This window comes from Brachybacterium sp. JB7, from assembly GCF_003335205.1.
In the GTDB taxonomy this organism is placed as follows: Bacteria; Actinomycetota; Actinomycetes; order Actinomycetales; family Dermabacteraceae; genus Brachybacterium; species Brachybacterium alimentarium.
Window position 1 is genome coordinate 119712 of sequence record NZ_QPGN01000001.1, and the last position, 25464, is coordinate 145175.

At 70.5% G+C, this 25464-nt stretch carries 24 protein-coding genes and 1 tRNA gene; 19 read left to right on the top strand and 6 right to left on the bottom strand.

Annotated features, from left to right (window positions below; all coding sequences use genetic code 11):
- Positions 1–73: 73 nt before the first annotated feature.
- The 3 genes from sucB to CIK81_RS00550 all read right to left on the bottom strand — a co-directional run bounded on the left by sucB (position 74) and on the right by CIK81_RS00550 (position 4973).
- The gene (gene sucB, locus CIK81_RS00540; RefSeq protein WP_114306256.1) at positions 74–1930 is read right to left on the bottom strand and encodes a 2-oxoglutarate dehydrogenase, E2 component, dihydrolipoamide succinyltransferase; all 1857 of its coding nucleotides are present in this window, start codon (positions 1928–1930) and stop codon (positions 74–76) included.
- A 20-nt stretch (positions 1931–1950) separates the two neighbouring features.
- Positions 1951–3354, bottom strand: coding sequence for a dihydrolipoyl dehydrogenase (gene lpdA, locus CIK81_RS00545; RefSeq protein WP_096166158.1), 1404 nt, complete (start codon positions 3352–3354; stop codon positions 1951–1953).
- 146 nt (positions 3355–3500) lie between these two features.
- Positions 3501–4973 (bottom strand): leucyl aminopeptidase, encoded by a 1473-nt coding sequence (locus CIK81_RS00550; RefSeq protein WP_114355261.1) that lies wholly within the window; start codon positions 4971–4973, stop codon positions 3501–3503.
- Between the two features lie 107 nt (positions 4974–5080).
- Between CIK81_RS00550 and CIK81_RS00555 the strand changes: the two genes are divergently transcribed.
- From CIK81_RS00555 to CIK81_RS00615, 13 genes are all read left to right on the top strand, one after another.
- A complete protein-coding gene (locus CIK81_RS00555; protein WP_096166160.1) occupies positions 5081–5443 on the top strand; it encodes a hypothetical protein in 363 nt (120 codons plus the stop codon).
- A complete protein-coding gene (locus tag CIK81_RS00560) occupies positions 5440–5961 on the top strand; it encodes a hypothetical protein (RefSeq protein WP_338075623.1) in 522 nt (173 codons plus the stop codon). The genes CIK81_RS00555 and CIK81_RS00560 overlap by 4 nt, the downstream gene beginning before the upstream one ends.
- 23 nt (positions 5962–5984) lie before the next feature.
- Positions 5985–7085 carry a quinone-dependent dihydroorotate dehydrogenase gene (locus CIK81_RS00565; protein WP_158541881.1) on the top strand — a complete coding sequence of 367 codons (1101 nt, stop codon included), beginning with the start codon at positions 5985–5987 and terminating at the stop codon, positions 7083–7085.
- Positions 7086–7148: 63 nt separating this feature from the next.
- Complete coding sequence (locus CIK81_RS00570; protein ID WP_096166162.1) at positions 7149–8522, top strand: replication-associated recombination protein A; 1374 nt, start codon at positions 7149–7151, stop codon at positions 8520–8522.
- Between the two features lie 156 nt (positions 8523–8678).
- On the top strand, positions 8679–9305 hold the full coding sequence (rpsD, locus tag CIK81_RS00575) for a 30S ribosomal protein S4 (protein WP_096166163.1): 627 nt from the start codon (positions 8679–8681) through the stop codon (positions 9303–9305).
- Between the two features lie 133 nt (positions 9306–9438).
- The gene (gene alaS, locus CIK81_RS00580) at positions 9439–12147 is read left to right on the top strand and encodes an alanine--tRNA ligase (protein WP_114355262.1); all 2709 of its coding nucleotides are present in this window, start codon (positions 9439–9441) and stop codon (positions 12145–12147) included.
- Between the two features lie 5 nt (positions 12148–12152).
- Complete coding sequence (gene ruvX / locus CIK81_RS00585; protein ID WP_096166231.1) at positions 12153–12704, top strand: Holliday junction resolvase RuvX; 552 nt, start codon at positions 12153–12155, stop codon at positions 12702–12704.
- The gene (gene mltG, locus CIK81_RS00590) at positions 12701–13867 is read left to right on the top strand and encodes an endolytic transglycosylase MltG (protein WP_096166165.1); all 1167 of its coding nucleotides are present in this window, start codon (positions 12701–12703) and stop codon (positions 13865–13867) included. The genes ruvX and mltG overlap by 4 nt, the downstream gene beginning before the upstream one ends.
- On the top strand, positions 13837–14742 hold the full coding sequence (locus CIK81_RS00595; protein WP_241963856.1) for a shikimate dehydrogenase: 906 nt from the start codon (positions 13837–13839) through the stop codon (positions 14740–14742). The genes mltG and CIK81_RS00595 overlap by 31 nt, the downstream gene beginning before the upstream one ends.
- A gap of 103 nt (positions 14743–14845) precedes the next feature.
- Positions 14846–15253 (top strand): hypothetical protein, encoded by a 408-nt coding sequence (locus CIK81_RS00600; RefSeq protein ID WP_114355263.1) that lies wholly within the window; start codon positions 14846–14848, stop codon positions 15251–15253.
- A gap of 92 nt (positions 15254–15345) precedes the next feature.
- A tRNA-Leu gene (locus CIK81_RS00605) sits at positions 15346–15431 on the top strand.
- A 153-nt stretch (positions 15432–15584) separates the two neighbouring features.
- Complete coding sequence (locus tag CIK81_RS00610) at positions 15585–16052, top strand: tRNA (cytidine(34)-2'-O)-methyltransferase (protein ID WP_096166167.1); 468 nt, start codon at positions 15585–15587, stop codon at positions 16050–16052.
- Positions 16049–16909, top strand: coding sequence for a TrmH family RNA methyltransferase (locus tag CIK81_RS00615; RefSeq protein ID WP_096166168.1), 861 nt, complete (start codon positions 16049–16051; stop codon positions 16907–16909). Before CIK81_RS00610 ends, CIK81_RS00615 begins: the two co-directional genes overlap by 4 nt.
- A 21-nt stretch (positions 16910–16930) precedes the next feature.
- On the opposite strand, the gene CIK81_RS00620 is transcribed toward CIK81_RS00615, so the two are convergent.
- Both CIK81_RS00620 and CIK81_RS00625 read right to left on the bottom strand, forming a co-directional pair.
- Positions 16931–17440, bottom strand: coding sequence for a hypothetical protein (locus CIK81_RS00620; protein WP_158541866.1), 510 nt, complete (start codon positions 17438–17440; stop codon positions 16931–16933).
- 113 nt (positions 17441–17553) lie between these two features.
- Complete coding sequence (locus CIK81_RS00625) at positions 17554–17850, bottom strand: DUF5703 family protein (RefSeq protein ID WP_096197681.1); 297 nt, start codon at positions 17848–17850, stop codon at positions 17554–17556.
- Between the two features lie 89 nt (positions 17851–17939).
- Here CIK81_RS00625 and CIK81_RS00630 point away from each other — a divergent pair, with 89 nt between their 5' ends.
- The 3 genes from CIK81_RS00630 to mshC all read left to right on the top strand — a co-directional run bounded on the left by CIK81_RS00630 (position 17940) and on the right by mshC (position 20608).
- Positions 17940–18266 carry a DNA primase gene (locus CIK81_RS00630; protein WP_096197682.1) on the top strand — a complete coding sequence of 109 codons (327 nt, stop codon included), beginning with the start codon at positions 17940–17942 and terminating at the stop codon, positions 18264–18266.
- A gap of 139 nt (positions 18267–18405) precedes the next feature.
- Positions 18406–19278 (top strand): undecaprenyl-diphosphate phosphatase, encoded by an 873-nt coding sequence (locus tag CIK81_RS00635; RefSeq protein WP_096166171.1) that lies wholly within the window; start codon positions 18406–18408, stop codon positions 19276–19278.
- 52 nt (positions 19279–19330) lie between these two features.
- Positions 19331–20608 (top strand): cysteine--1-D-myo-inosityl 2-amino-2-deoxy-alpha-D-glucopyranoside ligase, encoded by a 1278-nt coding sequence (mshC, locus tag CIK81_RS00640; RefSeq protein WP_096166172.1) that lies wholly within the window; start codon positions 19331–19333, stop codon positions 20606–20608.
- A 67-nt stretch (positions 20609–20675) separates the two neighbouring features.
- Here the strand turns inward: mshC and CIK81_RS00645 are convergent, their stop codons facing one another.
- The gene (locus CIK81_RS00645; protein WP_096166173.1) at positions 20676–21485 is read right to left on the bottom strand and encodes a PAC2 family protein; all 810 of its coding nucleotides are present in this window, start codon (positions 21483–21485) and stop codon (positions 20676–20678) included.
- Positions 21486–21589: 104 nt separating this feature from the next.
- Here CIK81_RS00645 and CIK81_RS00650 point away from each other — a divergent pair, with 104 nt between their 5' ends.
- The 3 genes from CIK81_RS00650 to arc are packed head-to-tail and all read left to right on the top strand — an operon-like array spanning position 21590 to position 25457.
- Positions 21590–22708 (top strand): site-2 protease family protein, encoded by a 1119-nt coding sequence (locus CIK81_RS00650; RefSeq protein WP_114355264.1) that lies wholly within the window; start codon positions 21590–21592, stop codon positions 22706–22708.
- A 52-nt stretch (positions 22709–22760) separates the two neighbouring features.
- A complete protein-coding gene (locus CIK81_RS00655; protein ID WP_096166175.1) occupies positions 22761–23831 on the top strand; it encodes a tRNA (adenine-N1)-methyltransferase in 1071 nt (356 codons plus the stop codon).
- A gap of 39 nt (positions 23832–23870) precedes the next feature.
- Complete coding sequence (gene arc / locus CIK81_RS00660) at positions 23871–25457, top strand: proteasome ATPase (RefSeq protein WP_241963857.1); 1587 nt, start codon at positions 23871–23873, stop codon at positions 25455–25457.
- The last annotated feature ends 7 nt before the right edge of the window (positions 25458–25464 follow it).

Below are 25464 nucleotides of genomic sequence, written 5' to 3' on the forward strand. Positions count from 1 at the left end.
GCGAGAAGGGCCTGCCGCCGGACTTCCGGCAGCAGGCCCTTCGTCGACTGCCTGCGTGCGCAGGCTCAGGGAGTCACAGTCCCAGCTCGGCCTCGAAGGCGCCGTCCTCGAGACGCTTCTTCATGAAGGTGAGGAAACGCGCGGCGTCGCCGCCGTCGACCAGACGGTGGTCGTAGGACAGGAACAGGTACATCATCGAACGGATCGCGATGACGTCGTCGCCCTCGGCGCTCTGCACGACGGCAGGGCGCTTCACGATGGTGCCGCAGCCGAGGATGCCGACCTGCGGGCTCGGCACGATCGGGGTGTCCCAGAGGGCACCGCCCGATCCGGTGTTCGTGATCGTGAAGGTCGCGCCCTGGAGGTCGTCCGGGGTGAGCTTGTTGCCCTTGGCGCGAGCGCCGAGGTCACCGATCTGACGGGCCAGGCCCGCCAGGTTCAGGTCGCCGGCATTCTTGATCACGGGCACGACCAGGCCGCGCTCGGTGTCCGCCGCCATGCCGATGTTCTCGGAGGCCGCGTACTTGATCAGGTCGTCGTCGATGGACGCATTGACCTTGGGGTAGGTCTTCAGCGCCTCGACGGCGGCCTGCATGATGAACGGCAGGAAGGTGAGCTTCGCGTCCTCGCGCTGGGCGAAGGCGTCCTTGGCCCGGCCGCGCAGCTTCGCGACCCGGGTCATGTCGACCTCGACCGCGGTGGTGAGCTGCGCCTGGCCGTGCAGGGACTCCATCATCCGCTTGGCGGTCACCTTGCGGATGCGGCTCATCTTCTCCTCGGTGCCGCGCAGCGGGGAGACCTCGACCTTGGCCGGGGCCGCAGCCGGAGCGGAGGGCGCCGGGGCGTCCTGGGCCGGGGCCGGGGCCGACGCAGCGGACTTCTGCGCGTCGATCGCCTGCTGCACGTCCTGCTTGCGGATGCGACCGCCCAGGCCGGAACCGTAGACACCGGACAGGTCGATGCCGGCCTCTGCCGCCATCTTCCGCACCAGCGGGGTCACGTAGCCGGACGCCTCGGCGCCGGTCACGGAATCCGCAGCCTTCGGAGCGGCCGCCGGGGCAGAGGGCTCCTGAGACGTCTGCTCGGGAGCGCTGGGGGCCTCGGCCTTGGGCGCCTCGGCCTTCGGCGTCTCCTGGGGAGCTTCCTTCTTCGGCTCGTCCTTCTTCGGCTCCTCCTTCGCGGGGGCCTCCTCGGCCTTCGGGGCCGGAGCCGAGGGCTTCTCGGACTTCGCCGACGCAGCGGAGGAGTCGCCGATGACGGCGAGGACGGAGCCGACCTCGGCATCTTCGTCCTCATCGACCTTGATCTCGAGCACGGTGCCCGCGACGGGGGAGGGGATCTCGGTGTCGACCTTGTCGGTCGAGACCTCGAGCAGCGGCTCGTCGACCTCGACGGTGTCGCCGACGGCCTTCAGCCAGCGGGTGACGGTGCCCTCGGTGACGGACTCGCCGAGAGCCGGCATGGTCACGTCCTCGCCGGAGGCGCTCCCGCCCTCGGAGCCCTCGTCGGAGGACTCGTCGGACTCAGGCGACTCCGCGGAGTCGGCCGGGGCGTCGGTGGACGGAGCGGTGGTCTCGTCGGAGGCGAGATCCTCGCCCTCGGACTCTCCCGCGGAGTCCGACTCAGCAGGAGCCTCTTCCTCGGAGGAGTCCTCGGCACCGGAGTCGTCGGACCCGGCATCGTCGGAGCCGGAGCCATCGCCGATGACGACGAGATCGGCGCCGACCTCGGCGTCCTCGTCCTCCTCGACCAGGATCTTCTCGATGGTGCCCGCGACGGGCGAGGGGATCTCGGTGTCGACCTTGTCGGTCGAGACCTCGAGCAGCGGCTCGTCGACCTCGACGGTGTCGCCGACGGCCTTCAGCCAGCGGGTGACGGTGCCCTCGGTGACGGACTCGCCGAGAGCCGGCATCTTCACGGATTCAGACATGGGTGTTCTCCTCTGGGGACTCAGGCGTGTGCGTGCAGCGGCTTACCGGCGAGGGCGAGAGCGGCCTCGCCCATGGCCTCGTGCTGCGAGGGGTGACCGTGGATCAGCGAGGCGACGTCCTCGGGGTAGGCCTCCCAGTTGACCATCAGCAGCGCCTCGCCCATGAGCTCGGAGGTGCGTGCACCGATCATGTGGACACCGACGATGGGGCCGTCCTTCTCGCGCACCAGCTTGATGAAGCCGGTGGTGCCGAGGATCTGGGACTTGCCGTTGCCGCCGAGGTTGTACTCGTAGGACTGGATGCCCTCGTCGCCGAACTGTTCCTTGGCCTGCTTCTCGGAGAGGCCGACCGAGCCGATCTCGGGCTCGCAGTAGGTGATGCGCTCGATGCCGGACTCGACGATCGGCGCGGGGTTCAGGCCGCCGATGCGCTCGGCGGCGAAGATGCCCTGGGCGAAGCCGCGGTGGGCGAGCTGCAGACCGGGGACGATGTCGCCGACGGCGTAGATGCCGGGGACGTTCGTCTCGAGCGTCTCCTTGTTCGCGAGCACGAAGCCGCGATCCATCTCGATGCCCTGCTCCTCGTAGCCGAGCCCCGAGGTGTTCGGCCCGCGGCCGACGGCCACCAGCAGGTAGTCGCCCTCGTGGACCGTGCCGTCGGCGAGGGTGACGGTGACGCCGGTGTCGGTCTGCTCGGCCTTCTCGGTGAACACCCCGAGCGACGAGGTGATGCCGCGCTTCTTGAACGCCCGCTCGAGCGACTTGGAGATCGACTCGTCCTCGTTCGCGACCAGACGGGGGAGGCCCTCGACGATGGTCACGGAGTCCGCACCGAGGGACTTCCACACCGAGGCGAACTCGACGCCGATGACGCCGCCGCCCAGGATGATCGGGTTCTTCGGGATCTCCGGCAGCTGCAGCGCGGTCTCGGAATCCAGGAAACGCCCACCCAGGTCGATGCCCGGGAGGGTCTTCGAGTACGAGCCGGAGGCCAGGATGATGTTCTTGGCGTTGAGCTCGCGCGTGCCGCCCTCGGTCTCCACAGAGACCGTCTTCGGCCCGGTGAGCCGGCCGAAGCCCTCGACGTACTCGACCTTGGAGGACTTCACGAGCCCCTGCAGGCCCTTGTACAGGCGCGAGACGATCTTGTCCTTGAAGCCGATGACCTTCTCGGCGTCGATGGAGTTCAGGGTGAGGTCCAGGCCCACGGACTTCGCCTCCGACGGGGCGTCTGCGAGCTCGCCGACGTGCAGCATCGCCTTGGTCGGGACGCAGCCGCGATGGAGACACGTGCCTCCGAGCTTGTCCTTCTCCACGAGCGCGATCTTCTGGCCGAGCTGGGCACCTCGCAGCGCGGCCGCGTAGCCGCCGCTGCCACCGCCCAGGATCACGACGTCGAACTGGTCAGTGGTTGTATCCGCCACCTGTGTGCTCCTCGGTGTAAACGTTTCTCCGCGGCACGCGCTGACCGGGATGGCCGACGGCGCCGCCTGCGTGACCCATGCTAGGCCACCAGGCGGCGCTGACAGGCCCGCTCGACCAGATGTTCAGCCCGGTTGCGCGGCGTGGATCACTTGCCGGAGCGCGCGGCGCGCTCCTCGAGCACCTGCAGCACGGTGCGGACGCTCATGCCCGTCGCCCCCTTGCTCATGTATCCCAGCGGCGCCGAGGCGAATCCGGGGCCGGCGATATCGAGGTGCGCCCACTCCGCATCGCCCACGAACTCCTGGAGGAAGATGCCGGCGGAGAGCGCGCCGCCGGGGCGGTCTCCGATGTTGCGCAGGTCCGCGACGCGACCGTTGAGGTCCGCGCGCAGCTCCGCGGGGAAGGGCAGGGGCCAGAAGGGCTCGCCCGAGACGTCGGCCGCCTCCAGGACGAGATCCCGCGCCTGCTCGGTGCCCATCACGGCGGCGGTGCGCTCGCCCAGCGCGACCATCGCGGCACCGGTGAGGGTCGCCACGTCCATCACCAGATCGGGACCCTCGGACACGGCATCGACCAGAGCGTCGGCCATGACCATGCGGCCCTCGGCGTCGGTGTTCAGGACCTCGACGGTCTTGCCGTTGCGCATGGTGACCACGTCGCCGGGGCGCTGGGCGCCGCCGCCGGGCATGTTCTCGGCGAGCGCGAGGAACGTGATGACCTTGACGTCCAGGCCGAGCCTGGCCGCGCCGACGGTCGCGGCCAGCACGGTGGCCGCGCCGGTCATGTCGGACGTCATGTCATCCATGCCGGGCGCGGGCTTCAGCGAGATGCCGCCGGTGTCGAAGGTGATCCCCTTGCCGACCAGGGCGACCGAGCTCGAGGCGTTCTCGGGCGAGTACTCGACGCGCACCAGACGCGGCGGACGGGTGGATCCCTGGCCGACGCCGACGATCCCGCCGTAGCCGCCCTCGGCCAGCTGCTCCTCGTCGAGCACCGTGACCGTGAGGGGGAGGTCGGCGGCGACCTCCTGCGCGCGGCGTGCGAACTCCTCGGGGTAGAGGAGGTTTGGCGGGGTGTTGACCAGGTCGCGGGTGAGGTCGACGATCTCGGACAGCACCGTGGCGCGCTCGGCGGCGCTCGTGGCGGACTCCTCCCCGCTCAGTGCGGTGAGGGAGGCGAGCGCCCCCTTCGCGGAGGGTGTTCCGGCGGCGGTCTTGTGGCCGGTGAACGCATAGGCGCCCAGAGCGGCGCCCTCCAGGGCGGCGGCGAGCTGGTCGGGGGAGCCCTCGGGCAGGGCGACGGCGGCGGACTCGATGCCGGCCAGCGCGCGGGTGGCCGCGCCGAACGCGAGACGGAGGTTCTCGGCGGAGATCTTCGCGAGATCCTCCTCACCGAGACCGACCAGCAGCAGAGAGCCCGCACCGGTCAGGTCGAAGGACGGGATGCGGTGCACGTCGCCGCGCCCGGAAGAGGGGTCCAGACCCTTGACGACCTCGGAGAACTCCGGCGCTCCGGGGACGTAGGAGGGGGCGTCTCCCGCGCCGGCGAGCAGAGGAAGGATCAGGACGTCGGCCTCGACGTCACGCAGGGATACGTCAGCAACTGAAATGGTGGGCATGCCTCTATCGTAGAGGCGGCCCGGACCGGATGTCCGCGCTCCACGGTGCTCCGCCGCGCACGTCGACGGCGCATCCGGACCCTTGCACGAGCAGAACAGGTAGGGCGATGACGGCGCTGAGCATCCTGGTGACCGTGGTGTGCCTCGTGACGGCGGCACTGGGCTTCTACTACGCGGCCCGCGATCTCAGTGCCGATCTGGTGCTGCTGGGCGCTGCCGGTCTCGTCGCCCTGGTCTGGGCGGTGCTCGGCGCGGTGATCGGACTGCGCGACGCCGCCGGCGGGCACCCGGCGGACCGCGTCACGCTGTACGGGTACCTCCTCACCGGCTTCGCGATGGTCATCGGCGGGAGCTGGGTGGGCGTCTGGGAGCGCAGCCGGTGGGGCTCGATGGTGATCGCCGTGGTCGCCCTCGTCGCGGTGGTGCTGCTCATGCGCCTCCATCAGATCTGGCCGGGAGGCTTCGCATGACAGATCCCCGTACACACCGCAGCGATGCTGCGCCGAGCGTGCCGAGCGTGCCGAGCGTGCCGGAGCCGACCGGCGCGTCGGATGCTCCCGTCTCGCCGGGCGCCACGGGCGCCTCCTCTCGGGGGTTCGAGGCCGTGCTGATCGTCGTCTACGGCCTCTTCTCCCTGGCGGCGACGGCCCGCAGCAGCGTCCAGATGCTCCGAGACTTCTCCTTCGCGCCGGTCGCCTACCTGCTCTCGCTCGTCGCGGCACTGACCTACATCGCCGTGACGATCGCCCTGGTGCGCGGCGGCCGCCGTTCCACGACCGCGCTCGTGCTGTGCCTGGTCGAGCTGGTGGGTGTGCTCGCCGTCGGCACGCTGTCGGTGCTCGATCCGGCGCTCTTCCCCGACGCGACGGTGTGGTCCGTCTACGGCCAGGGCTACGGATACGTCCCGCTGCTGCTGCCGGTCGTGGCGCTGTTCTTCCTCGTGCGCGGTCGGCGCAAGGGACCTGAGGCCTCCGTGAGCGCCCGGTGACCGCGTACGGTATCCCCGTGACCATGAACGACACCTCAGAACGCGGCCTCTACACGGCCGTGTTCTCTCATGCCCTCAGCCGTCTGGACGCCGAGCAGGCGCACCGGATGACCATGCGGAGCCTGCATCTGGCGTACTCCCTGCCCGGCGGCCCCTGGCTGCTGCGCGCGCTCTTCGGCACCCCGGACCCGATGCGTGACCCGCGTCCGGCGAAGCGCGTGCTCGGGGCGGATCATCGCAGTCCTCTGGGTCTCGCGGCCGGGTTCGACAAGGACGGCGAGGTGCCGCTCGCGCTGCTCGACCTGGGCTTCGGCCACGTCGAAGTGGGCACCGTGACGGCGAAGGCGCAGCCGGGCAATCCGGCTCCGCGCTCCTTCCGGCTGATCCCCGACCGGGCGCTCATCAATCGCATGGGGTTCAACAACCACGGCGCCCACGCGCTCGCGAAGTCCCTCGCCGCCGCCCGCCGCACCGAGCGCGGTCAGCGGGCCGTGATCGGCGTGAACATCGGCAAGTCGAAGGTCACTGCGCTCGACGACGCCGCCGAGGACTATCGCTTCTCCGCGCGGATCCTCGCGCCCTATGCCAGCTACCTCGCCATCAACGTCTCCAGCCCCAACACCCCGGGGCTGCGCGATCTCCAGACGGTCGAGATGCTGCGCCCGGTCCTCGAGGCGGTGGTCGACGAGGCACGCAGGGCGGAGCGTCGCCTGCGCCGCGAGCTCCCGGTGCTGGTGAAGATCGCGCCGGACCTGCACGACGACGACGTGCGGGCCGTCGCGCACCTGGCGACGGAGGTGGGGCTCGCCGGCGTGATCGCGGCGAACACGACCATCTCCCGCCCGGAGTCGCTGCGCACCACCCGCTCCCGCATCGACTCGATCGGCAGCGGGGGTCTCTCCGGCCCGATGCTGGCCGAGCGCTCGCTGGAGATGCTGACCCTGCTGCGCCGCGAGCTCCCCGAGAGCTCCGTGATCATCAGCTGCGGGGGAGTGACCACCGCGCAGGACGTGCGCACCCGCCTCGAGGCCGGCGCGGACCTCGTCCAGGGCTATACGGCGATGATCTACGAAGGCCCGGCGTGGCCCGGTCGCCTGGCTCGTGAGGTGGGCCCCTTCTCGTGAGGTGGGCCCCTTCCGTCGGGTCGGCGGTCAGGGACCGTCGGCACGGCGGCCTAGGCTGACGGCATGGACGAGGATCTGTTCTCGCTCGGCGGGGACGCGCCGACGCCACGCACGCTGTCCGACCGCAACGTCGACCACCGTGCGCCCCTGGCCGTGCGGATGCGCCCGCGCTCCCTCGAGGAGATCGTCGGCCAGCAGTCCGCGCTCGAGGCGGGCAGTCCGCTGCGCCGGCTGGTCGCGGCCGACGACTCCCGCACCTCGCCCAGCTCGGTCATCCTGTGGGGCCCTCCCGGGACGGGGAAGACGACTCTCGCCTATGTGGTCGCCCAGTCCGGTGATCGTGAGTTCGTCGAGGTCTCTGCGGTGCTGGCCGGTGTCAAGGACATCCGAGCGGTGGTCGACCAGGCGCGCTCGCGACTGCGCACCATCGGCCGGGAGACCGTGCTCTTCATCGACGAGGTGCACCGCTTCTCGAAATCCCAGCAGGACGCACTGCTCCCGAGCGTCGAGAACCGATGGGTGACCCTGGTGGCCGCGACCACCGAGAACCCTTACTTCTCCGTGATCTCTCCGCTGCTCTCCCGCTCGATCGTGCTCACGCTGGAGCCGCTGGAGCGCTCGGACCTCAGCACGCTGGTCGACCGTGCCCTGAGCGACGAGCGAGGTCTCGGCGACTCCGTCACCCTCACCGATGACGCCCGGGAGGCGCTGCTGCGACTGGGGGGAGGTGACGCCCGCAAGATCCTCACCTCGCTCGAGGCCGCAGCGGCCGCGGCCCTCCTGAAGGACTCCCGGGAGATCGACGCTCAGACCCTCGCCCAGGCCGTGAACCGGGCCGCTCTGCGCTACGACAGGGGCGGGGACCAGCACTACGACGTCACCAGCGCATTCATCAAGTCCATGCGGGGCAGCGACGTCGACGCCTCACTGCACTATCTCGCCCAGATGATCGAGTCGGGTGAGGATCCCCGGTTCATCGCCCGACGGGTCGTCATCGCCGCAGGCGAGGAGGTGGGCATGGCGGATCCGAGCGCGCTGCAGGTGGCGGTCGCCGCCATGCAGGCCGTGCAGATGCTCGGGATGCCCGAGGGGCGCATCCCGCTCGCGCAGGCGGTCGTGCACATCGCCACCGCCCCGAAGTCCAACGCCTCCTACCGGGCGCTGGATGCGGCGATCGCGGATGTGCGCGAGGGCAGGGGCAGCGGAGTGCCGTCCCATCTGCGCGACGCGCACTACGCGGGGGCCGAGAAGCTGGGGCACGGCACCGAGTACCGCTACGCGCACGACGCTCCCCACGGCGTCGTGGCCCAGCAGTACCCGCCGGACGACCTCGTCGGCGTGGACTACTACCACCCCAAGGGGCACGGCAACGAGGCGCAGACCAGCAGGCGGGTCGACGCGCTGCGACGGATCCTGCGCTCCGGCGACGGCACCTGACCCAGGCGGCGGTCGCCGTTGTGTGCGACTCCACAGGAACTCGAGGCACTCCTGACGGCCAAGTCGTTGAGCCTGGTCCTCGCCTGCGGTAATCTTGGGCGTTGAATCCGCGGCTGCAAGACTGGATTCACCACACCCGAACAAGAGGTATACCTCGTGACCAACGTCACCCGTGCGCGCCGCCAGGCGCGCCTGTCCCGAGCCCTCGGGCTCCCGCTGACCCCCAAGTCGGTCAAGTACTTCGAGAAGCGTCCGTACCCCCCGGGCGAGCACGGCCGTGCTCGCCGTCGGACCGAGTCCGACTACGCCGTGCGCCTGAAGGAGAAGCAGCGTCTCCGCGCCCAGTACGGCATTCGCGAGAAGCAGATGCACGGCGCCTACCTGGATGCCAAGAAGGAGCCGGGCCTGACCGGTGAGAGCATGGTCGAGCTGCTGGAGATGCGCCTCGACGCCCTCGTGCTGCGCTCCGGCTTCGCCCGCACCACCCTGCAGGCCCGTCAGGCCGTCGTGCACCGCCACGTGATGGTCGACGGCAAGATCGTGGATCGTCCCTCCTTCCGCGTGAAGCCGGGCCAGACCATCCAGATCAAGCCCAAGAGCCAGGCCATGGAGTCGTTCCAGATCGCTGCCGAAGGCGGCAACTCGGACGTCCTGGCCTCCGTCCCCTCGTACCTCTCGGTCGAGCTGGGCGAGCTCAAGGCGAAGCTCGTCGCCCGTCCGAAGCGCGTCGAGGTCCCCGTGACCTGCGACGTCCAGATGGTCGTCGAGTACTACGCGCGCTGACTCTTCTCACTGCGGCACGCAAGGCCCCGGCGGGTGTACTCCGGTACCCTGACCGGGGCCTTCGTGTCCGTATCTCCCTCTCGGCGCCGTCCGGCGCCCGCTTCCGGTGTCCCAGGAAGGACCTCCCCAGACCATGCGCACATCCGAGATCCATCGTCGCTGGCTCGATTTCTTCGAGAAGAAGCAGCACGAGGTCGTTCCCAGCGCCTCGCTCGTGTCGAACGATCCCTCGATCCTCTTCACGATCGCCGGCATGGTCCCGTTCATCCCGTACATCGTGGGCACCGAGAAGGCCCCGTACGACCGCGCCGTGAGCGTCCAGAAGTGCATCCGCACCAATGACATCGAGAACGTCGGGCGCACCACGCGCCACGGCACGTTCTTCCAGATGGCGGGGAACTTCTCCTTCGGGGACTACTTCAAGCAGGGCGCGATCGACTTCTCCTGGGAGCTGCTCACCAGCTCGCAGGACGACGGCGGCTTCGGTCTGGACCCGGCACGGCTGTGGATCACGCTGTGGGAGCAGGACGAGGAGTCCTATCAGCACCTGACCGAGGTCATCGGGCTGGATCCCGCACGGATCGTGCAGCTGCCCTGGGAGGAGAGCTGCTGGGACACCGGTCAGCCCGGCCCCGCGGGCTCGACGGGGGAGTGGCACTACGACCGCGGCCCCGAGTACGGCCCGGACGCCATGGGCGGACGACAGGACGAGTGGCCGGGCAGCGCGGAGGCCGAGGACCGCTACATCGAGATCTGGAACCTGGTGTTCGACCAGTTCCTGCGCGGTGAGGGCAAGGGCAAGGACTATCCGCTGCTCGGGGAGCTCGAGCAGAAGTCCATCGATACCGGCATGGGCGTGGAGCGCCTCGCGTACATCCTGCAGGACAAGCAGAACATGTACGAGATCGACCAGGTCTTCGGGGTCATCGAGAAGGCGCAGGAGCTCTCGGGTCGCGTCTACGGCGCCGACGGCGAGGACGACGTGCGCCTGCGGATCGTCGGTGACCACGTGCGCAGCGCGCTCATGCTCGTCGCCGACGGTGTCCGTCCGGGCAATGAAGGGCGCGGCTACGTGCTGCGCCGGCTGATCCGTCGGGCGGTGCGCTCGATGCGACTGCTCGGCTACGCGGAGCCGTCCATGCCCGCGCTGCTCCCCGTCTCGAAGGAGGCGATGGTGGAGTCCTACCCCGGCCTCGAGGTGGACTTCACCCGCATCAGCGACATCGTCTATGCGGAGGAGGAGGCCTTCCGTCGCACCCTCGTCACCGGCACCGCGATCTTCGACCAGGTCGCCGGGGCGGTCAAGCAGGAGGGCGGTCGCAGTGTCGCCGGCCCCGATGCCTTCCGTCTGCACGACACCTACGGCTTCCCCATCGATCTCACCCTCGAGATGGCGCAGGAGGTGGGCCTGACTGTCGACGAGGAGGGGTTCCGCGCGGCGATGTCCGAGCAGCGCGAACGCGCGCGGGCCGATGCGGCCTCCAAGAAGGGCGGCCACACCGACACCGCGGTGTACAACCGGCTGCTGGGGGAGCGCGGCGAGGCGGTGCCCTTCGTGGGCTACACCGAGTCCACTCTCGCCACGACCGTCGAATCCGTGCTGGTCGACGGCGCCCTGGTGGATTCCGTGCAGGCGCCGGCCGATGTCGAGCTGGTGCTCGCCGCGACCCCGTTCTACGCGGAGATGGGCGGCCAGCTCGCCGACCAGGGCCGCATCACGCTGGCCAGCGGCGGCATCGTCGAGGTCGAGGACGTCCAGGCGCCGGTCAAGGGACTGACGGTGCACCGCGGTCGGCTGGTCGAGGGCGATGTCCACCCCGGGGCGAGCGCGGTCGCGTCGATCGACACCGAGCGGCGCGGCGCGATCGCTCGTGCACACACCGCCACCCACATGGTCCACCAGTCACTGCGCGAGGAGCTCGGCGACGGCGCGACTCAGGCCGGCTCGGAGAACTCTCCCGGCCGCATGCGCTTCGACTTCCGGTACGGGCAGGGAGTGCCGCGCAGCGCCCTGGCGCAGATCGAGGGCCGCGTGAACACGCTGCTCCAGGACGAGCTGGCCGTGACCGATCAGCAGATGCCGATCGACGAGGCGCGTGCGCTCGGTGCGCAGGCCCTGTTCGGCGAGAAGTACGGAGACATCGTCCGCGTGGTCTCCATCGGCGGGGACTGGTCGCGCGAGCTGTGCGGCGGCACCCACGTCGCGAGCACCGGCGCGATCGGTACGGTCCAGCTCATGGGCGAGGCCTCCATCGGCAGCGGCGTGCGTCGCGTCGACGCCCTCGTGGGCCTGTCGGCCTACCGGTTCCAGGCTCAGGAGCATGCTCTCGTCTCCCAGCTCTCGGAGATGCTGAAGGTCGGCTCCGCCGAGGACCTCCCCGAGCGCATCACCTCGATGACCCAGCGCATGAAGGACATGGAGAAGCAGCTCGCCGCCCTGCGCGGTCAGCAGCTGCAGGCAGAGGCCGGCAGGCTCGCCGAGCAGTCGGTCGAGATCGCCGGCGTGCGCACCGTGCTGCACGACGCCGGCGAGGGCATCGCCGCCGGGGATCTGCGCACTCTCGCGCTCGACCTGCGGGCACGCCTCGGGGACGACGCCCCGACGGTCGTCGCGGTCACCGGGCATGCGGACGGCCGGGCCGCGCTCCTCGTCGCGACCAACGGGCCCGCTCGCGATGCCGGCCTCGCTGCCGGGGACCTGCTTCGCAGGGGCGCCGAGGCGATGGGCGGCCGCGGTGGCGGCAAGGCCGACATGGCGCAGGGAGGCGGCGGCGAGCCCGCCCGCATCCCCGAGGCCCTGGCCTCCGTCCGCGCTGCGGTCGAGGCGACCGCGGCCGTATGACGGGCATGGACAGCGACGACGGCACGGCGAGGACCGGCGGCGTGCCGGAGCTCCCTCGGGGCGTCCGTCTGGGCGTCGATGTCGGCGACGTGCGAGTGGGCATCGCCCGCAGCGATCTGGACGGGCTCATCGCGACGCCGGTGGAGACCGCCGACCGAGGTGTCGCGACGCGCCGAGTCGCCGATGAGGCGCTCGAAGCGGAGGCCCGTGTGATCATGGTCGGGCTGCCGCGATCGTTGAACGGCAGCGAGGGCCGCGCGGCGGAGAAGGCCCGCTCGTTCGCCGCCGATCTCGGCGTCCTGCTCGCCGAGAGCGGCCAGGACATCGAGATCCGCCTGCTCGACGAGCGGCTGACCACGGTGAGCGCGCACCAGGCCCTGCACAGCTCGGGCCGCAAGGGGCGCAAGCACCGGCAGGTCGTGGACCAGGTCGCCGCCGTCCTGATCCTCCAGCAGGCGCTGGACATCGAGCGGGCCACCTCGGCACGCGCCGGGGAGCTCGTTCCCGGGCCGACGACCGGCCCCGCCCCGACCACCGACCAGGAGGATGCCGGATGAGCGACGAGGAGAACGTCTCCTTCGACGATCTCGCAGAGCATCAGCACGCGGCGCCTCCGGGACGCCGAGGACGACGACGGTCCGCGCCGCGTCGTGGCGGCTTCTTCCGCGCGGTGCTGCCCATCCTGCTGGTCCTGGCCGTGCTGGGCGGTCTGGGTTTCGGAGGCGTGCAGGGGTATCGCTGGCTGACCTCGAACGTGAGCGTGGAGCAGGAGGCCGCGGACTACCCCGGCCCCGGGAGCGGCGAGGTGATCGTCGAGGTCGCTCAGGGTGATACCGGAACCGACATCGCCGAGACGCTGGTCGAGGCCGATGTCATCAAGTCCCCCGGCCCCTTCGTGAACATCTTCTCCAACACGCGCGAGGCCGCCGCGATCGAGCCCGGCGTGTACCGGCTCCAGCAGCAGATGACCTCGGCCGGTGCGCTGGACGCGCTGCTGGACCCGTCGAACCTCGCCGGGCACCGGGTGATCATCCCCGAGGGGCTCAACCTCACTCAGATCTGGCCGCTGCTGTCGGAGGCGACCGACATCCCTGTCGAGGACTTCGAAGAGGCCGCGGTCGACTACACGGAGTACGGCATCCCGAAGAACTCGGCGGACAGCCTGGAGGGCTACCTCTGGCCGGGACGCTACGACATCCCCGAGGACGCCACCGCCGAGGACGTCATCCAGATGATGTGGGACAGCATGGAGAAGCAGCTCGTCGCCCGGGACATCCCCGAGGACAAGTGGCACGAGAAGCTCACCGTGGCCTCGCTCGCCCAGCTCGAGGTCCGTGAGAGCGACGACTACGGCATGGTGGTCCGCACCATCTACAACCGGCTCGAGGGCGTCGGCGAGGCCGAGGGGACGCCGATGCCCCTGCAGTTCGACTCGACGATCCACTTCCTCACCGGCAAGGCCGCGAGCGTCGGCACCACCTCGGCGGAGCGGAAGACGAAGAGCCCCTACAACACCTATCTGAACACCGGACTGCCGCCGGGGCCGATCGGCGCCCCCGGTGCCGAGACCCTCGACGCCGCGGCGGATCCGCCCGAGGGCGACTGGCTCTACTTCGTCACCGTCAACACCGACACCGGCGAGACCAAGTTCGCGGCGACCTGGGCCGAGCACGAGGAGAACGTCAAGGAATGGCAGGACTGGGCGGCGACGAAGGACTGATCATGGACGATGCGACAGCAGGAGCGGGGCGCCGCTTCGCGGTGCTCGGCTCGCCCGTCGAGCACTCGCTCTCCCCGGTGCTGCACCGCACCGCCTACCGGGAGCTCGGCCTCGCCGGACCGGACGGTCCCGCCTACGAGCGCCACGACGTCCCGGCAGGCTGCCTCGCCGAGTTCCTCACGGAGGGCGGCGGGCGGAGCCTGACGGGAGCGAGCGTCACCATGCCCGGCAAGCCCGAGGCCTTCGCCCTGGCCACCGAGGTCGACGACACATCGCGCATGCTCGGGATCTCCAACACCCTCGTGCGTCGGCCCGACGGGTCCTGGCGCGCCGAGAACCACGACGTGCACGGGATCGTCGCCGCGCTGCGGGACCACGGGGCCACCGCTGCGACCACGGGCGGAGTGCTGGGCTCAGGGGCCACGGCGCTCAGCGCGGTCGCCGCGCTCCTCGACCTCGGAGTCACCGATATCCGGCTGAGCGCCCGCAGCCCGCACAAGCTGGAGCCGCTCCAGGCCCTCGCCGCACGCTCCGGGGCGACGGTGCTGCAGGTGCCGTGGGAGGCCAGCCACGAGCTGCTCGAGGCGCAGATCGTGATCAGTGCCTTGGCCGTCGCCGGCGCCCGGGCGGTCGCCGGGACCTGGGGCGGGCGATCCGAGCTCGCGGTCCCGGAGCAGTTCCTCGATGTGCTCTACGATCCCTGGCCGGCGCCGCTGATGGAAGTGGTCATGGAGCGCGGCGGCGAGGTGGTCGACGGGCTCGAGATGCTCACGCATCAGGCGGACATGCAGATCCGCTCCATGCTGGGAGTTCCTGCCGCCCCCGTCGCCGAGATGCTCGCGGCGGCACGCGGCGAGCTCGCGACGCGCGCCTGAGACGGAAGCGACCACCACTGCCACTTCCGGTAAAGAGGTAGTAAAGTGACGGGAGCTCGACGGTGCGCCGTCGACACCCGGGACCAGCGCGAGGAAGTGACCCATGGACCTGCACCGAGAGGCCGAGATGGCGTACGGCAACGAGCCCGAGCGGCTCGCCGAGGAGCCGCTGGTCGTGTCTCCACCCCGCGACATCGGGCCGCTCATCTCCACGCCGCTGCTGCGGCAGTGCACCGCGCTGGCCACTCGCGCCCGCGTCGACCTGCTCTCCGGGAGCCGTCACGAGGCCGCGGAGCAGCTCGAAGGTGTCCTCGAGACCCTGGCCCTCTGGGATGCTGGATCGCTGCGCGATCCGGACCCGACGATGGTCGTCCTGGCGGCGGCGGCCCTGCAGGACCTCGCCGAGCGACTCGTCCCCTCGAGCACGAACGCCCTTTCGGAGCGCATCGACGCCGCGCTGCGCCTCCTGCATACGCTGATGGACCCGGCGCACATCGACGCGATGGCGTGATTGTCTTCACGTCGATGCTGGCAGAGGCCGTTTCGGTGCGACATCGGCGCAGGGTGCGTGCTATATTTTTCGAGTCGCAGAGGCGGCCACTCGTCCGGGTGGCGGAATTGGTAGACGCGCTAGCTTGAGGTGCTAGTGCCCGTATAAGGGCGTAGGGGTTCAAGTCCCCTCTCGGACACGGAACAACCCCTTCTGATCGGTGAGAGCCGATCAGGAGGGGTTTCTTCATTCCTCAGGCTGCGCGTCCGATTCCCCAGGCAGCGTGCCCAGGACGGCCCCGCCATCCATCGCTGGCGCGTGATGCATCGCCGGCCCGTGGAAGAATCGCTCCATGGTCCATGTCTTCCTCCACGAGCCCGTGATCGCGGGCAACACCGGCAACGCGATCCGACTGTCCGCCGTGACCGGCGCGCGGCTCCACCTCATCGAACCCCTCGGCTTCGACTTCGAGGACGCGAAGCTGCGCCGGGCCGGGCTCGACTACCACGACCTCGCCGACGTGAGTGTCCACACCGATCTCGACGCCGCCCTCGCCTCCGTGCCCGGTGCCCGGGTCTACGCCTTCACCTCCCAGACCGATGTGGGTTTCGAGAGCGTCGAGTACACACCGGAGGACATCCTCCTGTTCGGCACCGAGCCGACCGGGCTTCCCGCCGAGGCGATGGACCATCCCCGAGTGACCTCACGCGTGCGGATCCCGATGCTCCCGGCGCGCCGTTCCCTCAACCTCGCCAATGCGGTCTCGATCGCCGTGTACGAGGCGTGGCGGCAGCTGGACTATCGCGGAGCAGGGGCATGACGCCCCCGACGCCCGGTGCCCGGCAGGGGCTCCCGGCCCGTCTGGAGCGACGCAATGCGCTCTTCCAGCAGTGGCAGTCCCTGCTCACCAATCGCACCAAGCGCACCCGCAACGGCGAGATGATCATCCAAGGCGTGCGCCCCATCTCCCAGGCCATCGCCCACGGGGTCACGATCCGTGCGCTGCTCTCCGATGGTCGGGAGCGTCCCTCCCACTGGGCGCAGGCGTTGCTCCAGGATCCGCCCGGTCCGGTCGTGGAGCTCACCCCAGAGCTCATGACGGAGCTGGGGGAGCGCGCCGACGGCGCACCCGAGCTGCTGGCGGTGGCTGCACTGCCGTCGGACGACATGACGCGCCTGGTGCCCTCACCGGCGGGCCTCGTGGTGGTGTTCGACCGCCCCTCCGGCCCGGGCAACATCGGCTCGCTGGTGCGCACCGCCGATGCGCTGGGCGCCGACGGGGTCGTGGTCACCGGTCACAGTGCTGACGTCTGGGACCCGGCCGCGATCCGGGCCAGCACCGGCTCGGTCTTCGCCGTGCCGGTGCTGCGCCGGCCCTCGCATCACGAGGTGCTCGCCTGGATCCAGGAGCAGCGCCAGGCCGGCACCCCCTGGAGCGTGGTCGGGCTGGACGAGGCCGGCGGTCTCGAGATCTCCGGGGTCGACCTCACCGGCCCCGTGCTGCTCGTGGTCGGCAACGAGACCGTCGGGATGAGCGCCGGCTGGCGGGAGGCGTGCGACGTGGTCGCCGAGATCCCCATGGGCGGAAGCGCCTCCTCGCTCAACGCCTCGGTCGCCGGATCGATCGCGCTCTACGAGGCGCGACGCCAGCGCGGCGGGGCAGCAGGAGCGGCCTGATCCCGCCGGGCCGGCCCGAACTCAGCTCGTCCCCAGGGCTGCACGCACCAACGGTGCGCCGAGCAGCCCGAGGAACGGGCCCGCCAGCAGGAGGGGGCCGACGGCGAAGCGCACTCCGCTGCGGCGGGTCCAGAGGATCGCGGCGGCTCCGGCGGCACCGCTCAGAAGGGCGATCCCCAGCAGCGAGGCGATGAGCACCTCGCCGCCGAGCGCCGCACTCATGAGCACCACCACGGGGAGGGTCTTCGCATCGCCCATCCCGAGCAGGGGCGGGGCGAGGAGGGCCAGGAGCACGGCGCCCACCCCGAGCACGAGGGCGAGCACCAGCGCGACTCTCAGCGTCTGGCGCTGCGCAGGGAGCACCGCGCCTTCGAGAGTCAGCGCGACGAGCACGCCGAGGGTCAGGACGCCCACCCATCGATTGGGCAGGCGATGCTCCCGGCCGTCCACCCAGGCGAGCACCAGCGCGGGCGGCAGGTACACGACCAGCAGCACGGCGAGCGTGGTGAGCGGGATGGTGGCGGCAGGCACTCCGTCATTGGACCAGAGATCTCCTGCCGCCGCGTCCGGACGGCGTCGAGTGTGGATGACGCGTCGCAGACGCACCGCAGCGGCGGTGCGACCGGCCCTCCCGCGGGCGGTGCTCAGTACATCAGGAAGTCGTCGAGCGTGGATTTGACGCGGATGATGCGCCGACGCAGCCAGACCTTCTTGCCGCCACCGAGGTAGACGCGGGTCCGGGCGTGCTCCCAGCGGCCGTACTCGGCTTGCTCCGTGAGCGTGCGACGCACCTGCCCGACGGAGCTCTCGCGCGGGACCGTGATGATCTGGAACTCGTAGTCGGCGGGACGGCGTCCCCGCTCGACCGGGAGGTCACGCAGCCCGCGCGGGTCACGGATGTGTTCGATGCGGGCCGCCAAGGGCTTGTGAAGTGGGGGCACTGCCGTCCTCCTGGGGTCGTGGGTGCTGAGTCATGGGTGTTCGTCGGTCCCTCTGTCCATTCTGCCTCCGGACGGGGTACCGTCCACTCATGAACTCGGATCCTCGCTCTGCTCTCGCTGCGCTGATCGCTGCCCTCGAACGTCACTACGAGGCGGCCGCCGCCTCCCGGGATGACGACGATCCCGCCCTGGACGCTGCTACCGACCAGCTCACCACGGCCTTCGACAACTACGACGACGCGCTGTTCGACGCCTACGACATCGCCACTCCTCTCATCGTGTTCGACACCGATGAGGACGACGACGAGGACGATGACGACGACTTCGATGATCTGGACGACCTCGACGATCTAGATGACGACGCGATCGACGACGACGAGAGCGACGAGGACGACAGCGGCACCGACGTGCGCTGAGCCCCTCACCGACACTGCACGTCATCTTCACCACTGCTCCCTCCGCGGCGCCGGGCACACTGCCCGGCGCCGCGTACTCTGTCCGGGGTCGATGAACGCGTCGGCCTGTTGAAGCGGTCGTCGTCCCCGAGGAGTGTCCATGTCGTTCATCGAGGCGATCGTCCTGGGGCTGGTCCAGGGCCTCACCGAATTCCTCCCCATCTCCTCGAGCGCCCACGTGCGTGTGGCCGGCGAGCTGATGGCACCCGGCCAGGACCCGGGGGCGGCCTTCACCGCGATCATCCAGCTGGGCACCGAGGCCGCGGTCCTGATCTACTTCTGGAAGGACATCACCCGGATCATCGGGAAGTGGTTCAAGGCGCTGGCCGGGAAGGTCCCGCACTCCGATCCGGACGTGCGCATGGGCTGGCTCGTGATCATCGGCTCCATCCCGATCGGTGTGCTGGGCCTGCTGTTCGAGAGTCAGATCGACCACAGCCTGCGGAACCTCTACATCACCGCGACCATGCTGATCCTCTTCGGCATCCTGCTCGGCTTCGCGGACCGCATCGCCCCGCAGCGCAAGGAGCTCACGAACCTCACGGTGCGCGACGGCATCCTCTTCGGCCTCGCCCAGGCCCTCGCGCTGATCCCCGGCGTCTCCCGTTCCGGCGGCACCATCACGGCCGGACTGCTCATGGGCTACACCCGCCAGGCCGCCGCCCGCTACGCCTTCCTGCTCGCGATCCCCGCCGTCTTCGCCTCGGGGCTGTACAAGGCCGCGAAGGAGGTGCCCGTCCTGCTGACCACGGACGGCCACGCCGCGGCGGCCGCGGCCGGTGAGCCGTCGCTGCTGGCGATGGCCCTGTCGACCGCGGTGGCCTTCGCGGTCGGCTATGCGGTGATCGTCTGGTTCATGAAGATCATCGAGAACCGCTCGTACCTGATGTTCGTCGCCTACCGCGTCGTCGCTGGAGTCATCCTGCTGGCGCTGCTGTGGTCCGGCGTGATCGATCCCCTGGCCGGCGCCTGAGACGAGTGCCACGCGTGCTCCTCGTCCTCGTCCCGGACCGTATGATCGAACGGTGCATTCCTGGACCTCCCCCTCGCTCTCGCCCCTTCCCGCTTCCGGCCTGCCGCTGAGGCTGCATGACACCCGGACCGGTCGGGTCGCGCCGCAGATCCCGCTGACTCCCGGCCTTGCCCGGGTGTACGTCTGCGGGCTCACCCCGTACGACGCGACGCACCTGGGCCACGCCGCGACCTATCACGCCGCCGATCTCATGCGTCGAGCCCTGCGGGACACCGGCCACGAGGTCGAGGTGGCCCAGAACATCACCGACGTCGACGACCCGCTGCTCGAACGCGCGACCCGTGACGGGGTGGACTGGCGCGACCTCGCCGCCTCCCAGACGGCACTGTTCGCCGAGGACATGGAAGCGCTGCGGATCATCGCCCCGGAGACCTATCGCTCGGTGAGCGAGTCGATGGACGGCATCATCGAGACCGTGAGCGCGCTGCAGGCCCGCGGCCGCGCCTACCAGGTCCCCACCCCGGACGCCGAGGGAGAGGACTGGTACCTCGATCTCGCGGCCGACGGCGCACTGGGCGGCGTCTCCGGCTGGAGCGAGCAGCAGATGCTCGCGGTGTTCGCCGAGCGCGGTGGAGATCCGGAGCGCCCGGGCAAGCGGGGGATCTTCGATCCGCTGGTGTGGCGCGCCGAGCGGGAGGGGGAGCCCGCGTGGGACTCCGAGGTGCTCGGTCGGGGTCGCCCCGGCTGGCACGTCGAGTGCGTCTGCATCGCCGAGGAGGGGCTCGGGCTGCCCTTCGACATCCAGGCCGGCGGCAGCGACCTGATCTTCCCCCACCATGACCTGAGCGCCGCCCATGCGGTGGCCCTGGGTCGCGGCTTCGCGAGCACCTACACCCACAGCGGCATGGTCGCCCACGACGGCGAGAAGATGAGCAAGTCGCTGGGGAACCTCGTCTTCGTGCATCGGCTCGTGCGTGACGGCATGGACCCGATGACGGTGCGACTGGTGCTCATGGCCCACCACTACCGGGCAGATTGGGCCTGGTCCGAGGACGAGGTCGCGCTCGCCCAGTCGCGCCTGGAAACGTACCGCGCGGCCGCTGCGGCCGGTGGTCACCATCCGCGCACGGTCGAGGCGCTGCGCGCCGCGCTGCGCGAGGACCTGGACACTCCCACAGCGCTCACCGAGCTCGACGCCTGGGCGCAGGCCCTGCGGGCGGTGGACGGGTCCCTCCCGGTCGACACGTCGGCTCCGTCCGGGCCGACGGACGCCCCTGGAGACGTCGCGGCAGCCGCCGACGCCCTGTTCGGGCTGGATCTGCGCGGCTGATCCCGAGCGGGCCGGCTCACTGCGCGGACTGGCTCACTGCGCGGACTGGCTCACTCCGCGGGCCGGCTCACTCCGACTCTCGGCGCCGACGCAGGAACTGCTCGAACTCCTTGGCGATCGCCTCGCCGCTCGCCTCCGGGAGCTCGGCGGCATCCTGTGCGCGCTCCAAGCGGCGCACGTAGTCCGCGACGTCCTCGTCGGTCCGTGCCAGCTCATCGACCCCGCGTTCCCACGCCTCGGCGTCCTCGACCAGCTCGGCGATCGGGATCGGCGCGCTGATCAGTCCCTGCACCTCACGGATCAGCCCGAGCACGGCCTTGGGGGAGGCGTTCTGGGAGACGTAGTGGGGAACCTGCACCCACACGTTCGTGGTCGGCAGGCCCGCGCTCGCAGTGCGGCGGGCAAGGATCGTCGGCACCCCGATCGGACCCGAATACAGCTCGGAGCCGTCGGGCCGCCCGTCCCGACCCTGCTCGGTCGCCGAGGAGACCGGCAGCGGCCGCGTGTGCGGAGAATCCGCCAGGAGCGCTCCCAGCGAGATCACGGAGGTCACGCCGAGCGCCTGCATCTGCTCGAGCACCTCGTCGCAGAAGCTCTTCCAGTGCAGCGACGGCTCGGGTCCGAACACCGTCACCAGCTCGGGGCCGCGAGGAGGCTGCATGATGCGCAGCTCGGTATCGGGCCAGTCGACCACCCGTTCCCCGTCCTCGGTGGTGCGGATCTCGGGGCGATTGACCTGGAAGTCGATGTACTCCTCCGCATCGACTGCCCCGACCAGCCGGGACGGCCACACCTCGAGCAGATGCTCGATCACCCCGCTGGCGGCTTCTCCGGCGTCGTTCCATCCGCTGAAAGCCGTGATGGCGATTCGACTCATCTCTCCATCATAGGGTCCGCCCGAGGCTCCGAGCCGGGGTGCAGGAGCAGCCGATATCCTCGGCCTGCGCCGGGACCCTCAGCCCGGCATCGGAGGAGACCACCATGAAGAGCCCCACGCTGCGCCTCGGCTCGCTGCCGCCGATCCGCGTCAGCCCGGGAACGCTCGTCACCGTGCTGGTGCTCGCCCTGATCCTGTACCCGTCCTTCTCCGGTCCCGGCGACGTGCTCTCCGTGCCTGCCGCGCTGCTCGCGCTGGGCATCGCACTGTTCATGATCGTCTCCGTCCTGGTGCACGAAGGAGCGCACGCGCTCAGCGCTCGCGCCTTCGGGGCGACGGTCGACCACATCGCGCTGACCCTGTGGGGAGGACACACCCAGTACCGCGGCAAGGAGATGTCCGCGCGTGCATCGGTCGCGATCTCGCTGGCCGGACCGGTGAGCAATCTCGCCCTGGCACTGGTCGCTCTCGGCGCGGAGTCCGTGTCGGGCCCCGGCACGGCGGCCGCCGTCTTCTGGTCGTTCTGCGCACGCCTCAACATCGCCCTGGCCGTGTTCAACCTGCTCCCGGGCCTGCCCATGGACGGCGGCCGAGCAGTGGAGGCGCTGCTCGGGGGAGTGCTGCGCAACCCGCTGCTGGGCACCCGCGTGACCGCCTGGACGGGACGCGCCCTCGCCCTCGCCGTGGTGGCGATCCCGCTGTGGTGGATCGTGCGCGCCGAGGGCGCCGGCATGTTCCTGCTGCTCACCCTGGTCTGGGCGATGCTCATCGCCGGGATGCTGTGGCAGGGCGCCTCCAGCGCGCTGCACGCGGCCACCCTGCAGCGGCGCGTCGACACCCTCGACGCCCTCGACCTCGTCCGCCCCCTCCGCCTGGTGACCCCACAGCAGACGCTCTCGAGCCTGGGCAGCGAGGCGGAGCTCACGAACGTCCTGGTCCTGGAGCAGCGGGCCATCCGCCCCGGCGTCGTCGGCCGGGCCTACCGGATCCTCCCGGAGGCCGTCGCCGCGGTGCCGTCGGCCCATCGCGAGCGGACGCCGGCCAGCGCGGTGACGGGTCCGGTCGGCGAGGTCGGTCTCCTGGACGCCTCCCTGCGCGGCAGCGAGCTGGTCTCGGCGATGCTCGCCCTGCCCGTCCCCGTCTACCTCGCGATGGGGGAACCGGGTCAGATCCGGGGCATCATCCTGAGCGACGATGTCAACGACCTCCTGCGCGGTCGGTGACCAACATGACTCTTCGACGCAGACGTCTCACGGTGCGTCATATGCTGGACGCATGACTGATCAGCCGCAGCCGCCCGCCGCCCCTGACGAGGCTCCGGCCGCTGCTCCCCGCCCGTCCGGTCGGGGCCTGGACCGCACCGGTCCCTTCGAGATCGGCGACAAGGTGCAGCTCGCCGACGCCAAGAACCGTCTGCACACGATCACCCTCAAGGAGGGCGGGGAGTTCCACACCCATCGCGGTGTGCTCCGCCATGATCAGCTGATCGGTGCCGAGGACGGCGTCGTGGTCGAGGACCTCCACGGCACCCGCTACCAGGCGCTGCGCCCGCTGTACTCCGACTACATGCTCGCGATGCCGCGGGGCGCCGCGATCATCTACCCCAAGGACTCCGCCCAGATCCTCATGTGGGGCGACATCTTCCCCGGCGCCCGGGTGCTCGAGGCCGGCGTCGGCTCCGGCGGACTGACCACGGCCCTGCTGCGCGCCGTCGGGCCCGAGGGCACCGTGCACTCCATCGAGCGCCGCGAGGACTTCGCCGAGGTGGCGCGCGAGAACGTCGAGACCTACTTCGGCGGCCCGCACCCCGCGTGGGACCTCTCGGTCGGCGACTTCCAGGACCTCGCCCCGACGCTGTCCCCGGGGGAGCCCGCGGTGGACCGGGTGGTGCTGGACATGCTCGCCCCGTGGGAATGCGTGGACGCCGCCGCCGAGGTGCTCGTCTCCGGAGGCGTCTACCTCGCCTACGTCGCCACGGTCACCCAGCTCTCCCGCACGGCCGAGGCCCTGCGGGCCCACGGCGAGTTCACCGAGCCGTACGCCTGGGAGAGCTTCGTGCGGCCCTGGCACCTCGAGGGTCTCGCCGTGCGCCCCGAGCACCGGATGAACGCCCACACCGGGTTCCTGCTCACCGCCCGGCGCACCGCGCACGGCACGCAGGCGCTGACCCGGGTGACCCGACCGGCGCCGGGCTCCCGTCTCGAGGAGGAGCTGAACCACCCCGACAACGAGGGCTTCGGCGGCTCCGATGCCGAGTGGGGACCGCAGGACGTGGGCGAGCGCGGTGTGGCCCCGCGCAAGCTGAAGCGGGCCCTGCGGGACATCCGCCAGGGCCGCGATCGCTGATCGCCCGCTGACCACCGGCTCAGAACAGGAAGGAGAGGCATGACGATGAAGACCTACGCGGAGATGACCGCTGAGCTCGAGAAGCTCGCCGCCCACAACGAGCGGCTCGTCGGCGGGCTGCGCAGCGCCCGTGCCCAGATCGTCGAGCTCAAGAGCGATCTGGAGCGGGTGGGCGATCCGCCGAACTCCTATGCGACCTTCCTACGCCGCGCCGAGGGCACCACGATCGACGTGCTCCACAACGGGCGGCGGCTGCGGGTCGCGACCGCTGCGAGCCTGGACCTCGACGCCCTGCATCCCGGCGCCGAGCTGCGCCTGAACGAGGCCCTGGCCGCCGTCGAGGCCGTGCCGCCGGGAGACGCCGGCAACGTCGTCCCCGTGGTCGAGTCGCTCGCCGACTCCCGCGTGCTGGTCGCCGTCGCGCCCGACGACACCCGGGTGCTGCGCCGGGCCGGTGAGCTCGCCGAGGAGGCCCTCCACCCCGGGGACCACGTGCTCGTCGACCTCAAGGCCCAGCTCGTGATGGAGCGGATCGACCGCGCCGAGATCACCGACCTCGTGCTCGAGCAGGTCCCCGACGTGTCCTTCGAGGAGATCGGCGGGCTCGGCGAGCAGATCGAGGCGATCCGCGACGCCGTGGAGCTGCCCTTCCTCCAACAGGACCTCTATCGCACCTATGGCCTGCGCCCGCCCCAGGGCGTCCTGCTGTACGGGCCGCCCGGATGCGGCAAGACGATGATCGCCAAGGCCGTCGCCCACGAGCTGGTGCTGCGCAGCGCCGAGGTGCGCGGCGTCAGCGTCGCCGAGGCGCTCGAGAACTCCGCGTTCCTCAACGTCAAGGGACCCGAGCTGCTGAACAAGTACGTCGGCGAGACGGAGCGCTCGATCCGGCTGGTGTTCGAGCGCGCACGGGAGAAGGCCGCCGCGGATCATCCCGTGGTGATCTTCTTCGACGAGATGGAGGCGCTGTTCCGCACCCGTGGCACGGGCCTGTCCAGCGACGTCGAGACCACGATCGTGCCGCAGCTGCTCGCCGAGATCGACGGCGTCGAGGGCCTCGACAACGTCATCGTCATCGGTGCCTCGAACCGTGAGGACATGATCGATCCGGCGATCCTGCGGCCCGGACGCCTCGACGTGAAGATCCGCGTGCGCCGCCCCAACCAGCGCGCCGGTCGCGAGATCCTGGGCCTCTACCTCGACGACGCCGTCCCCATGCGGGAGAGTCGCGAGGCGCTGCTGGACGTCGCCGTGCGCGAGATCTACGACGAGGGACCCGACTCCGCGTTCGTACGCCTGGAGTTCTCCGACGGCACCCACGAGACGCTCCACTTCCGGGACTTCGTCTCCGGCGCGACGCTGCGGAACATCACCGACCGCGCCAAGAAGCTCGCGGTCAAGGACCAGCTCTCCACCGGCAGCGTGGGCCTCACCTCCCAGCACCTGATCGACGCGATCACCGCCGAGTTCGTCGAGAACGAGGACATGCCCTCCGCCGCCCATCCCGAGGATTGGGCACGCATCTCCGGGACCCCGGGCGGCTCGCGCCGACGGGTGGAGGCGGTGGTGCCGCTCCAGGGCCGCTCCCGCGCGGCCGACGCGAGCTTCGAGGAGGACCAGCGGTGACCGGCGC